Consider the following 13,002-nt stretch of genomic DNA (forward strand, 5'->3'; position numbering starts at 1 on the left):
TGTCCATGAAAGGTAGATTTTATGAAAATTGCTGTAATGACAGATAGTACGGCTTACTTACCAGAAGAAGTCCGCCGCGACAAGCATATACATATGGTGCCGCTCAATGTCATATTTGAGAACGAGTCCTATCAGGAGGAAGTCGATATCACGGCAGAGGAGTTTTATCCCAAAGTGAAGGCTGCCGCAGAACTCCCGAAAACCTCTCAGCCTTCGATCGGCCTGATCACGGAAAAGCTGGAGGAATTGGCCAAGGACTATGACGCGGTCATTTCCGTCCATTTATCAAGCGGAATCAGCGGGACGTTCGAGGCTGTCGGTTCTGCCGGGAAAATGGTCGAAGGAATCGACGTATATCCGTACGACTCTGAAATGAGCTGTATGGTACAAGGCTTTTATGTATTGGAAGCAGCTGAAATGGCGGCAAACAATGCGACGGTTGACGAAATCCTGTCCAGGCTCGATGAAATGAAGCAGTCGATGATCGCTTATTTCATGGTCGATGACTTGAGCAACCTGCACAGAGGCGGCCGTCTGAATGGCGCACAAGCTTTGTTGGGCAGCATGCTACAGGTCAAACCGCTGCTTTACTTTGAAGATAAAAAAATCGTTCCGTTTGAAAAAATCCGGACCCGCAAGCGTGCTTTGAAGCGGATTGAAGATTTGTTTGCAGCCGACGCGGAAACGGGTAAGCCGATCCGGGCGGCCGTCATTCACTCATTGCGTGAGGAAGAGGCACAGCAGATGAAACAGGATTTCGAAGCAAAGTATCCGAACGCCGAAGTGGTCGTCAGTTATTTTGGCCCCGTCATCGGCACCCACCTTGGCGAAGGCGCCATCGGACTTGGCTGGTATTTTAAATAAGCTTATTGCTATCATTTCATTTTATTTATATGCTAATGTCCCGCTTTTTGGGCGGGACGTGGAATTTCAGGAAAAGGAGCTGGTTTTTATCTCTAACTTTATTTCCTCGATTCAGTCGTATTTTCACCCTGCTTTCGACTGGATTCCTTCTATAAATATTTCCTCAGAAACACCTTCCGACGTATTCTCCGCAAAAGATTTACTTTCCATAGCCAACCGCTTTTCAGGAAAATTACTGCTCCGTGAAGAAATGAAAATCGAAGAAGTATTATGGGACGAATTAACCGAAACTGGAATGCTTCAAGCTGTAGAAGCAATCGAATCCCGCTGGTGGGGATGGCGCTGCCGCCGTTGTGGGAACAAGCTCCGCCGGATGTTTGCGGAAATTCCTTGTGCTCGATGCAACCAAACCCACATTTACTGCCGCAATTGTGTGGAAATGGGAAGGGTACTGGAATGTCAGCAGTTGTATGTCTGGACAGGCCCCCCTCCAAAATGGCCGGTTCAGGAAGAAGCATGTAGATGGGACGGAGAGCTGACCCATGCCCAACAGCAAGCTTCTGACCGTATTAGAGGAGTGATGGAGAGAGGCGCAGGTGAGCTGCTGACGTGGGCGGTATGCGGGGCAGGTAAAACGGAGATGCTTTTTGCCGGCATCGGTTGCTCATTGGAAGCGGGGAAGCGTGTCTGTCTGGCTACACCGCGTACCGATGTGGTCAGGGAATTGCTGCCGAGATTTCGTCAGGCTTTCCCCGGCACTTCGATTTCCGCTTTGTATGGAGGAAGCGAAGATAAAGCGGCTGACGGTCAACTTGTGTTGGCTACCACCCACCAATTGCTGCGTTTTGCCCGAGCCTTCGATATTTTGATCATCGATGAAATAGATGCTTTCCCCTACCACAACGACCCGTCATTGCCGTTCGCCACCTCAAGGGCAGCAAAAATCGGGGCATCCCGTATCTATTTGACCGCCACTCCGAGAAAAGAGCAGCGTTGTCGCCTTGAACATGGCCAACTGGACTGTGTTTTTGTGCCGATCCGTTTTCACGGCTGCCTGCTTCCGGTTCCACGCCTGATTTTTTCCAATAAAATGAAGAAGGACTTGCAAAAAAATATGCCGCCAGTGGCATTCTTTGACTGGTTGAGGCAGCGCCGGCATCCGGAACGGCAGCTCTTGGTATTCGTGCCGTATGTCGAGCTTGCAGGAAAGATGGAAAAAGCGATAGGTCCTCTTCTGCGAAAAGAATGGGGGGAACTTGCGATTGCCTCCGTCCATGCTGCCGACGAGGATAGGGAAAAGAAGGTGCAACAGTTCCGAAATCGAGAACTGCAGCTACTGATAACTACGACGATATTGGAACGTGGGGTCACCTTTCCCTCTGTCGACGTTGTCGTACTGGATTCCGGTCATGAAGTATTTGATGAAGCTGCCCTCGTCCAGATTGCCGGAAGGGCCGGAAGAAGCCCGGATGACCCGGATGGAGAGGTGCTGTTTTTTCATGCCGGGAAAACGAGGTCAATGGTGGCTGCTGTCCGTTCGATTAAGGAAATGAACAATCGGGCGGTGAAATTCTGATGCACTGTTTATGGTGTGATGAAGAAGTAGTGCCGGAAGTACACTGGGGGAATTTACTGCTTCCTGACAGAATTACGCATTTATGCGGGAAATGTGAAGCAGCGTTGGAAAAGTTGGAGGGGAACCTGTGTGACAAGTGCGGCCGGCATGTTGATCGTGAAGGGGAGACTTGTCGGGACTGCCGGCGTTGGGAACAGCTTTCTCAATGGGAGGGAGTACTTACCCGAAACCGGTCTGTTTATACCTATAATGGGCGGATGCAGACGATGCTTGCCAAGTGGAAATATCGTGGCGATTACAAATTGCGGGAAGCCTTCGAGCATGAGTTCCGTGATACTTTTCATCAAGTCTTCACCAGGGATTTCCGTAAGCGTGCGACATTGGTTCCAATTCCACTAAGCGAAGAACGGCTTTGCGAACGAGGGTTTAATCAGGCCGCAGCGTTGATTGACTTGTTGGGCAAACCGGCGGAGCAGCTTTTGACGAGAACCCACGGAGAAAAACAGTCCAAAAAAACGCGCCGCGAGCGCATTTTTACAGAAAACCCCTTTACGTTGACCAGGCCGACCGACAAACCTGTGATTCTGATCGACGATATCTACACCACCGGAACCACCCTTCGCCATGCAGCCCGTACCTTGAAAAATCAAGGCTGCCCGGAAGTGTTTTCCCTAACCCTCGCCCGCAGTTAAGCCAAGGAACCCCCTCCCAAAAGAAGAGGGGCTTCTTGACGAAGGTAGAGGGGTCAGTCCCCGAACTCCCTGTTCTGTACCGATGTGTCCGAATTGGGGACAGACCTTTACCGCTCCAAACACTGTACTAGCAGCACTTACATTTGAATTGGCGGCAAAAACACCTGTTTTGGGGTCAGTCCCCAAACCTGATTAAATAGCACAACCATACCCCTGGAGGGACTGACCCCATTCTTCAATTCCGCTTCTTTTTCTTCTCCCAAAATATCTCAATTTCTTGTCACTATCCTGGAGGTCATGTGCTATAATGAACGAAAAATGCTTTTAGGGGGAACTACGATGGGAGAATTAATGAACTGTCCGCGCTGTGGTACACTTTTTGTGTCTGGCGTCCGTTCGATTTGCCAGGACTGTTACAAAGAGGAGGAGCGTGCTTACACGACAGTTTACGATTTTCTTCGTCCGCGGAAAAACCGGCAGGCGACTGTTCCGGAAATTGTCCAAGCGACTGGAGTCGACGAGGAAATCATCTTCAAATTTGTTAAGGAAAGACGCTTACGGGCGTCCCAGTTTCCAAATTTGACTTATCCTTGCGAGCGCTGCAGCACGAAGATTTCTGAAGGGAAGCTATGTCATTCCTGCCAGACCGAAATGAAATCCGACCTGGATGAACAAAAAAAACTAGTCGAGATTGCCGAACGCAACAAACAAAACGTAAACGAAACCAATACCTACTATACAGTCGAAAAAAAACATTGACTTTTTATTAAACATTACTCCCAACCTGCCGATATTAAGATTAAGAGCATGTACGCCAGTTAACCGTGAAAGGAGTGCAGTGCATTGAAGATTAACGGAACCAATCAATCCAACTTTAATCCGTACCAAAAACAACTGCAAAAGCAGGCGGAAGTGAAACAGGAAATGAAAAACAAGGAAGATAAATTGCAAATATCGAACCAGGCAAAGCAACTGCAGGAAACTGCCAAACCTGATCCTGCACGGCAACAGCGTGTACAGGAAATCAAGCAAGCGGTAGATTCTGGGGAATATAACATCGATCCAAAACAGACAGCCAAGAAAATGATTGCGTTTTGGAACAATCAACCGTAAAAAGGGAGGACATTGTATGTCCGTTCAACCTATCGTTGAATCATTACAGCGTCTGATCAAACTTCATGAAAGCTTGTTGACCCTGTCCAAGGAAAAAACGGAAACGTTGAAAGCCGGAGATACGGAAAAACTTCAAACCTTGATGCTGCAAGAAAGAAAGCATGTACAAGCAATCAATCAGGTTGAAAAGCAGCGTCAGGAAGAAGTGGGTTCGTGGGCATTCCAAGCCGGAATCGAACCGGAAGATGCTACTGTGTCGGTCATACTCGATCACTTGGAAGATAAACAGGAGAAGATTGATTTAGAAAACCGATTCTTAAAACTGACGAATGTACTCTATGATTTAAAGAAGCAAGAAAACTTGAATCAAGACTTGACCAAGCAATCTTTGCAATTCATTCAAATGTCAATCGACATGATGGATCCATCGCTGAAAAACATGAATTACGGCAGTAACAAAAGCCAGCAGCAACCACAGTCGTCGAAACGGTCGCTGTTTGATTCGAAAGCGTAGCAGGAGAGAGGAGTAACCACTGTGAGTTCAACTTTTAATGGATTAGAGGTAGCGAGGCGTGCGCTGACCACTCAGCAATCCGCTCTATATACAACCGGGCATAACATAGCCAACGCCAATACGGAAGGTTATACAAGGCAGCGGGTCAATTTTGAACAGACCGGCCCATATCCTCCCGCATCGAGGAACCGCCCGGAGATTCCTGGACAGGTCGGAAGCGGCGTCCAAGCAGGCTCGATTGAACGTGTCCGCGATCAGTTTTTGGACAAGCAATACCGAAGCGAAAATGCCAAGCTTGGTTATTATGATTCCAAAGCAAGTGCAATGGAGCAAATGCAGAGTATCATGAACGAGCCGACGGAACAGGGCCTTTCCAAGACAATGGATCGCTTTTGGCAATCGCTGCAAGACCTCGCTACAAATAAAGATGAGGGCTCCAGATCTGTTGCGGTCCAACGAGGTACTGCAGTGGCTGAGACGTTTAATTATGTTTCCGATTCCTTAAATTCAGAAAGAAGCAATCTGCAGGAAGAAATGAATGTTACGAAAAAGGAGATAAATTCATTAGTCAGGCAGATAAACAACTTAAACAAACAAATCGGGGACATTGAACCCCACGGTCTGGTACCCAATGATTTATATGATGAACGAGACAGATGTATCGACAAGCTCTCCGGCCTTGTGAACATCAATGTTTCCTATGAAAGCAGCGGTGGACAGCCAAGCGCGATTGCACAGGGGAAAGCAACCATCACTTTGGCTGATGGACAAGGAAAAGATACAGGCACCACCCTGATCGATGCTTCATCTGGGGAATATAAGCAAATGGAAATAGGCCTCGATGATGAACAAAATGTAGAGCAATTCAATTTCACAACCATTGACAAGGATGGCAATGAAATATCGACTGATTCCATTGCTGCGGCTGACTTCTCTTCTCAAGGTAAAATGAAGGCTCTTATGGAATCGAATGGTTACATAGATGGTGGTGAAGCAGTCGGGGAATATCCGGATATGCTGGACGAGTTGAATTTTTTAGCTGAAAACCTAGCTGCCGCACTTAATGAAGTTCACGCTCAAGGTGTTGATGCCAATGGTGACCCTGGGCAGGAATTCTTTGTGATTGACGACCCGGCCAATGCTGCTGCATCGATAAAAGTATCTGAAGCAATTCAAGAAGATAGTGACTTGATTGCTGTCAGTGCCAATGGAGACAGCGGTAATGGGGAAAACGCGCTCGCCATGGCCGAAGCAATGCGTAAGAAAGGTGTCGGCGAACTGGGAGAAGGTTCGTCGATACAAAGTTACTATGAAGGGATTATCGGTGAAATGGCCGTGGTTGCTCAGGAAGCCGAGCGGATGCAAAGCAACGCTACGGTACTCAGAGACCAAGTGGATGAAAATAGACAATCGGTCAGTGCCGTATCGCTCGATGAAGAAATGACAAACATGATTAAATTCCAGCACGCATACAATGCGGCTGCACGGAATATGACGACCGTGGATGAAATGCTTGATCGGATCATCAATAACATGGGATTAGTCGGAAGGTAGGTGACTGAAAATGCGCGTAACACAAGGTATGTTATCGAATAATATGTTGAGGAATTTAAGTAACAGTTATGATAGCTTGGGGAAATATATGGACCAGTTGTCTACAGGTAAAAAGATCAATCGCCCTTCTGATGACCCGGTTGTCGCTATGAAAGGTATGAATTACCGTACGCAAGTGACGGAGATTGAGCAGTATCAGCGAAACACAAGTGAAGTTCATAACTGGATGGACAACTCAGATTCGGCTTTGGATCAAGCTACGCAAGCTCTTCAAAGATTAAGGGAATTGGCGGTTCAAGGCAGCAATGGTACGTATGAAGATGGACAAAGGGAAAACATGGCACAAGAAGTCGATCAATTGCGTGATCATTTGGCTGATATTGCCAATACGAAAGTGAACGGGAAATATATTTTCAATGGAACGAAAACCGATATTCCTCCTGTTGAAAATGGTGTAGTCCAGGAAGGCGGCGGAGACGTTCTAGTCGAAGTGGCCAGCGGCACTAAGTTAAAAGCCAATATTGATGCCGGAGAAGTATTCAGTAGTGATTTGTTTGACGATATTCAAGCTTTCTCTGATGCTTTGAGGTCTGATATACCTGATGAAGAATTGGATGCCAATATTTCTTCGCTGGATAATCATATCGACAATGTAGTAAACGAGCGAGCAGATTTAGGTGCACGCATGAACAGGTTAGATCTTATAGAAGACCGCCTTTCTTCTCAAGAAGTTACAGCTAACAAAATGATGTCAGATAATGAAGACATTGATTTAGAAAAAGTCATCATGAAACTAACCACTCAGGAGAGTGTTCATAGGGCCGCTCTCAGTGCCGGGTCACGAATTATCCAGCCAACTTTGACAGATTTTCTAAGATAAAATAATTTTGGTGAAAGCACTTGCCCTCTATATGAGCGGCAAGGCTTTTTACTATGAAGGGAATGGAGGAGCACGTATGCAACTGCCGCAGGTCAGAATGCAATCTAAACTGGCAAAAATCCAAATCACGCAGACACCGGTACAGCAAACCATTAAACAACCAAAAGCGGAACAAACAATCAGACAGCCCCATGCTGAAGTTACCATGCAACGCATACCGTCCAAAATGACTATTGATCAATCAAAAGCTTGGGAGGATATGAATCTTAAGAGTGCTGCCAAGAGCATATCTGAAGCGGCCCAAAAAGGGAAAGAGGCAGTATATAAGGGCATGCAGCGAAGAGTGAGCCAAGGGGAGCAACTGATGAAAATTGAAAATGGAGGAAATCCAATAGCCGTCCAAGGAAAACAAAATGGGGAAAAGCCAATGAAGCAATTCAATATTGGCTGGATTCCATCCCATTTTGCCGTAAAAACCGATTACCAGCCGTCCGAGCTGAAGATAAATGTCCAAACCCATGAACCGATTATTGAAAATAAGCCGAACAAGCCAATCATCAATAATCAACCCGGTGGAGTAGAAACATCTATTCTTCAAAAGGAGAGTTTGGATATTGACTTTGCAAATTTGAAATTTAAAGGTATTGATTTTGAAATGTTGATATAAAAGGATGATGAATATGAAAATAAAAACAAAATATTTGGGAGAAGTAGAGATAGATAGAGAAAAGGTGATCGCTTTTCCACATGGAATTCCGGGTTTTATTGAAGAGAAGGAGTTCGTTTTGTTAGATTTGCCAGACAACCCTGTCTTTCAAATATTACAATCTATCAACACCCAACAACTAGCCTTCATCGTTACTGCACCTTATCAATTTAACAGTAGTTACGAGGTTGAATTAGATAAAGCCATTTTAGATGTATTAGAAATAAATGAAGAACAAGAGGTAGTCATTTTGGCCATTATTTCATTAAAAGAGCCATTTGAAAAAAGTACGATAAATTTACAGGCTCCCCTTGTTATAAATAACAGGAATTGTATGGGAAAACAGTTTATAACGAATAATAAAAGATATGGTACAAAGGAACCGATCAATGTTGAATCCATTTCCTCTAGTGAGAAGGGGGATTAATGATGCTCGTATTAACCAGAAAATTAGATGAAGCAATTCAAATCGGAGAAGATATTGAACTAAAAGTATTAGAGATAGATGGAGAACAAGTAAAACTGGGAATAACTGCACCAAAGCATATCGACATCCATCGGAAGGAAATCTATCTCGAAATTAAGCGTGAGAACAATGAGGCTGCTCACGTTTCAAAAGACTTGCTGAATTTATTAAAAAATAATTCAAAAAGAGGTTAAACATTACGCAATTCTCTCCGATAATATAAATGTACACCAAATGATGCCAAAGACGGCCGCTTTGGTTCATGCGGTGGAGACCACAAGGACGTGGGATATATTTAACCATTCAAGGAGGAAATAATAATGAGAATTAATCACAACATTGCGGCGTTAAACACACACCGCCAGCTATCAGGCAACCAGAATGCCACTCAAAACTCTCTGGAAAAACTATCTTCAGGTCTTCGTATCAACAAAGCTGGAGACGATGCTGCAGGACTTGCAATCTCTGAGAAAATGCGCGGACAAATCCGTGGATTGGATCAAGCGCAAAGCAATGCACAAGACGGCATTTCTTTGATTCAAACTGCTGAAGGTGCGATGAATGAAACTCACTCTATCCTTCAACGTATGCGTGAATTGGCTGTTCAATCTTCCAACGATACGAACACCGACGCAGACCGCGCTGAACTTCAAAAAGAAGTAAACCAGTTGTCTGAAGAATTGACTCGTATTGCAGACGATACAGAGTTCAACACACAAAAACTATTAGATGGTAACTTTGAAGGTAAATTCCATATCGGTGCCAACGAAGACCAAAATATTTCTCTATCTATCAATGCTGTTGATGCTGAAACTTTACAAGTAGGACAAGATTTTGTAACTAGTGGCTCTGGCTCTTCGTCAACCATTACTGTGGGATCGGGTTCTGGTGCTGTGACTGGAACTTTTTATGCTAAAGGCGACTCTATTGGAAGTGGATCCGGTGCAATTACAGTAGATGAGGCTGGTTATTATGAAGCTTCTGGTAACCAAATTCTATCTGCTTCTGAGGCTTTTGCAGATGGAACAGAAGGAGTAAAAGGCATCGACATTTCTTCTCAATCCGGCGCTAATAGTGCAATTGATACAATCAATTCTGCAATTGAAACAGTATCCGCTGAGCGTTCTAAACTAGGTGCATACCAAAATCGTTTAGAACATACTATTAACAACTTGGGTACTTCTTCAGAAAACCTTACTGCTGCTGAATCTCGTATCAGAGACGTAGACATGGCTAAAGAAATGATGGCGTTCACCAAGAACAATATCCTTTCTCAAGCTGCTCAATCTATGCTGGCTCAAGCTAATCAACAGCCACAAGGTGTTCTTCAACTACTTCAATAATATAGTATTTAAAACCGCCGTTTTAGACGGCGGTTTTTTTGTGTTTTCATATTCGCAGAAATAAAACACAAATTACACTTGATAGTTGTCGATTTTTACCGATATAAATAGTATAATTACCTAAGTTTATGGGAGGTTTATTAGGTGCTTCTTACAATTAACGACAATTCATTTGAATTAGAGAATAAATTATCCGCTGTTGAGTCCATCATCAAGAAAATTGAAAACGAAGTTTCTGATTCAAATCAGTTCTTTAGTCACTTAATAATTGATGATGAGGAAATTTTTGATCAGTTTGAACTGAGAATTGAGGAAGACATTGCTTCTATCCAAGAGGTGAAGGTTGTCCTTAAGTCCATTAAGCAATTCGTGAACGATTGCCTTACCACAAAAGAAGATTATTTAACAGGAGCTATTCCTGAATTGGAAATTTTAATAGATGAATTATACCAGGGACCAACTAATGAAACCTGGAAAAAGCTTGGACAACTTTTAGAAGGCTTGCAATGGTTGAATCAGCTCATCGATACCATTGACAAAGGTTCGCATCACCCGGGAAATTGGGATGCCTATCTCCGATTGCATGCTACATTAGTTGCTGAGTTTTCCTCATTAGAACAGGCAATAAATACGCAGGATCACATTCTTATTGCGGATATCCTTCAATATGAGGTACTGGCTGTATTGAATTCATTGAAAACTGAAACAACAACAACGATTGACCGGGAAGGGACAAGAAGTAATGTTAATTGAAAACATTAACTATTTAAGAAAGCACTATCGGCAAATAAGAGACTATTTCAAAGAAAATGAAGAAATGTTATTAGAAGAACCTATTGAAATGGTTCAATCAAAAACAGGAATACCGACTCTTCAAGTGCGTACCGAAAGTGGTTCATTGCTACTCCATAGTAAATATAACCCTGAACAAGAAGCTGAGCGTCTCGTTCAAAAATACAAAGATGAGATGGACCAATACCAACATGTGTTATTCTACGGAGTGGGATTAGGCTACCATGTGGAAGCATTCTTGAAAGAGTTTCCAAATATTTCTTTTTCATTGTATGAACCAAGCCCCGCTATCTTTTATCATTATCTCTCTACTAAGCGATTAGAAAGTCTGCCGGTAAAACAGTTGACCAACCTATACTTGGAGACCTCGCCCAGGACTAGTCTGAAAAGTCTTGTCCATCATACTAACGAATTGAACGGGAATATGCTGCTGGTACCTTTGCCAAGTTATGAACGTGTATTTAAAGAATCCTATCAAACCTTTTTGAAGCAATTAAAAAAAAGCATGCAAAACAAAAAGTTCTCGTTTCATACAAACTTAGCATTTGAAAAACGCTGGACGGTCAATAGTATGAAAAATTTTCCTGAAGTCATCAAAACACCGAACATTCTGCACAAAAAAAATGAGGGCATTTTTAAAGATAATCCAGTGATTATCGTTTCTGCAGGTCCCTCGCTAAATGAAGAACTGGAAAATTTGAAATATATCAAACAGAACCGTCTAGCTTATATTTTTGCGGTAGGCTCAGCAAACAAAACACTTATCAAACATGGCATAATCCCCGATGCCGTTTGCTCCTACGACCCTAAAGCGGTGAATTATTTGGTAGTCGAAGAAATTAAAACAAATAAAATCGACATTCCTCTTATTTTTGGCAGTAGTGTAGGTTTTGAAACTCTTGAGAACTATCCTGGGCCTAAGATTCATTTTATCACAAGCCAGGATACGGTTTCAGGATACTATTTGGATGAAGAGCGTTCGGATTATTTTATTGTCGATGATGCACCTTCTATTGCCATTATCACCTTCCAGATTCTTTCCAGACTAAAGGCAAGTACAGTTATTCTGGTCGGGCAAAATCTGGCATACAGGGATAACCGTTTTTATTCATCTGGGATTGAGTATGAGGGAAGGAGTACTTCGGTTTCTAAAAGCGATCTGGATAAAGCAATGACCGTAAAAGATGTTCAGGGAAAAGAAGTTTTAACCAATGAAAGCTTTTTGCGCATGAAATCAGTACTTGAATATTATATTTCAAAGTCCAAAATGAAGGTGATTAATACGACAAAAGGCGGGGCTGCCATCTCTGGCACCACTTTTGAAAGCCTTGAGGAAGTAATTAATCAAAAGTTGACGAATGCTGTGGTGGATGAGAAATGGTATCACGATCTTAACTATTTTTATAATGTGGAAAATATTTGGAAAAGACAATCGGACATGGATAAAGCCAGGACCGAAATTGGAAATATAATGGATGGACTGACTACCAGGCTCCGACAAATTGAATATTTAACAGACAGGAAGCAATCCAAGGAACTTGAAAAAGAATTCGTCGGTTTAGACAAAGAATTTAAAAAGCTTAGAAAGAATGTCTTTTATCGGACTTTTTTACATCCCATGCTGCGAGTTCCCTTTGAATTTACTGAAAAAAAGGTAAAAAATGTAAAATTCGAACATAATCAGATAGTAAAAGGGACAACCATTGTTAGAGCTTATAGCCGATTCATTTATGAATGCAAAAAAACTTTAAACCAGACGTTACCTTTTTATCAAGAGCTTGAAAGTACAACAGCTAAAGAATCACTCAAAGGAGAATACTAGATGATACAACTACCTGACTTTGACAAAAGTTTTGACTATGAGAATGACTTTTATTTATCGTGTGATCCATCAAGGATCTCAAAAATTCTCGCACACTATGAGTTATATAAAAAAGTCTTAAACATTCCGGGAGCAATTGTGGAATGTGGGGTGTTTAAAGGTGCTTCATTGGCCAGATTTGCTATGTTTCGGGAGTTGTTTGAAAACTCCTTCTCTAGAAAAATATTGGGTTTCGATGCATTTGGAAGGTTTCCTGATACTCATTTCTCAGAAGATAAAGAATTAAGGCGTCGTTTTATAGAAGAGGCGGGAGAAGAAGGAATATCAAAAGAACAATTATACGAAGTTCTTGAAAATAAAGGGATAAATAGTCAAATTGAATTAATAGAAGGCGATATTTTGAAGACAGTACCTGAATACGTTAAAAAGAATCCTGGATTAAAAATATCACTACTAAACTTGGATACGGATATTTATGAACCAGCGGTTACAATATTGGAAAATTTATATCCCAAAATATCTATAGGTGGCATCCTCATCTTGGATGACTATGGAGTATTTGCAGGTGAGACAAAGGCAGTAGATGACTTTTTCAAAGATAAGAATGTAGAAATTAAGAAATTTCCATTTGCAAAAACCCCAAATTTTATTATTAAGAATGAGAATTAAATAATAATTGT

Annotated in this window: 15 protein-coding genes; all 15 read left to right on the forward strand. The window is 42.7% G+C overall.

Annotation, left to right across the window (positions count from 1 at the left end):
* Window positions 1-21 precede the first annotated feature (21 nt).
* Window positions 22-864, forward strand: coding sequence for a DegV family protein (locus F6X55_RS10805; protein WP_153463185.1), 843 nt, complete (start codon window positions 22-24; stop codon window positions 862-864).
* A complete protein-coding gene (locus F6X55_RS10810; protein WP_337189829.1) occupies window positions 845-2,440 on the forward strand; it encodes an ATP-dependent helicase ComFA in 1,596 nt (531 codons plus the stop codon). The genes F6X55_RS10805 and F6X55_RS10810 overlap by 20 nt, the downstream gene beginning before the upstream one ends.
* Window positions 2,440-3,132: a ComF family protein gene (locus tag F6X55_RS10815; RefSeq protein ID WP_153463187.1), complete on the forward strand. Its 693-nt coding sequence runs from the start codon at window positions 2,440-2,442 to the stop codon at window positions 3,130-3,132. The genes F6X55_RS10810 and F6X55_RS10815 overlap by 1 nt, the downstream gene beginning before the upstream one ends.
* 339 nt (window positions 3,133-3,471) lie before the next feature.
* Window positions 3,472-3,891, forward strand: coding sequence for a TIGR03826 family flagellar region protein (locus F6X55_RS10820; RefSeq protein WP_026570980.1), 420 nt, complete (start codon window positions 3,472-3,474; stop codon window positions 3,889-3,891).
* 84 nt (window positions 3,892-3,975) lie between these two features.
* A complete protein-coding gene (flgM, locus tag F6X55_RS10825; protein ID WP_026570979.1) occupies window positions 3,976-4,245 on the forward strand; it encodes a flagellar biosynthesis anti-sigma factor FlgM in 270 nt (89 codons plus the stop codon).
* Between the two features lie 16 nt (window positions 4,246-4,261).
* Entirely contained in the window at window positions 4,262-4,759 is a 498-nt protein-coding gene (locus tag F6X55_RS10830; RefSeq protein ID WP_026772256.1) for a flagellar protein FlgN, read from the forward strand.
* A 21-nt stretch (window positions 4,760-4,780) separates the two neighbouring features.
* Window positions 4,781-6,313 carry a flagellar hook-associated protein FlgK gene (gene flgK / locus F6X55_RS10835; RefSeq protein ID WP_153463189.1) on the forward strand — a complete coding sequence of 511 codons (1,533 nt, stop codon included), beginning with the start codon at window positions 4,781-4,783 and terminating at the stop codon, window positions 6,311-6,313.
* 10 nt (window positions 6,314-6,323) lie between these two features.
* On the forward strand, window positions 6,324-7,193 hold the full coding sequence (gene flgL, locus F6X55_RS10840; protein ID WP_153463191.1) for a flagellar hook-associated protein FlgL: 870 nt from the start codon (window positions 6,324-6,326) through the stop codon (window positions 7,191-7,193).
* Between the two features lie 76 nt (window positions 7,194-7,269).
* Window positions 7,270-7,860: a DUF6470 family protein gene (locus F6X55_RS10845; RefSeq protein WP_153463193.1), complete on the forward strand. Its 591-nt coding sequence runs from the start codon at window positions 7,270-7,272 to the stop codon at window positions 7,858-7,860.
* A gap of 13 nt (window positions 7,861-7,873) precedes the next feature.
* On the forward strand, window positions 7,874-8,326 hold the full coding sequence (gene fliW, locus F6X55_RS10850) for a flagellar assembly protein FliW (protein WP_026570975.1): 453 nt from the start codon (window positions 7,874-7,876) through the stop codon (window positions 8,324-8,326).
* Window positions 8,327-8,328: 2 nt separating this feature from the next.
* The gene (gene csrA / locus F6X55_RS10855; protein ID WP_026570974.1) at window positions 8,329-8,559 is read left to right on the forward strand and encodes a carbon storage regulator CsrA; all 231 of its coding nucleotides are present in this window, start codon (window positions 8,329-8,331) and stop codon (window positions 8,557-8,559) included.
* Window positions 8,560-8,685: 126 nt separating this feature from the next.
* Complete coding sequence (locus tag F6X55_RS10860) at window positions 8,686-9,708, forward strand: flagellin N-terminal helical domain-containing protein (RefSeq protein WP_153463195.1); 1,023 nt, start codon at window positions 8,686-8,688, stop codon at window positions 9,706-9,708.
* Window positions 9,709-9,852: 144 nt separating this feature from the next.
* Window positions 9,853-10,461 carry a hypothetical protein gene (locus tag F6X55_RS10865; protein WP_153463197.1) on the forward strand — a complete coding sequence of 203 codons (609 nt, stop codon included), beginning with the start codon at window positions 9,853-9,855 and terminating at the stop codon, window positions 10,459-10,461.
* Window positions 10,451-12,322: a motility associated factor glycosyltransferase family protein gene (locus F6X55_RS10870; RefSeq protein ID WP_153463199.1), complete on the forward strand. Its 1,872-nt coding sequence runs from the start codon at window positions 10,451-10,453 to the stop codon at window positions 12,320-12,322. The genes F6X55_RS10865 and F6X55_RS10870 overlap by 11 nt, the downstream gene beginning before the upstream one ends.
* Window positions 12,323-12,991 carry a TylF/MycF/NovP-related O-methyltransferase gene (locus F6X55_RS10875; protein WP_153463201.1) on the forward strand — a complete coding sequence of 223 codons (669 nt, stop codon included), beginning with the start codon at window positions 12,323-12,325 and terminating at the stop codon, window positions 12,989-12,991.
* The last annotated feature ends 11 nt before the right edge of the window (window positions 12,992-13,002 follow it).

Source organism: Sediminibacillus terrae, assembly GCF_009602435.1.
GTDB lineage: Bacteria > Bacillota > Bacilli > Bacillales > Amphibacillaceae > Sediminibacillus > Sediminibacillus terrae.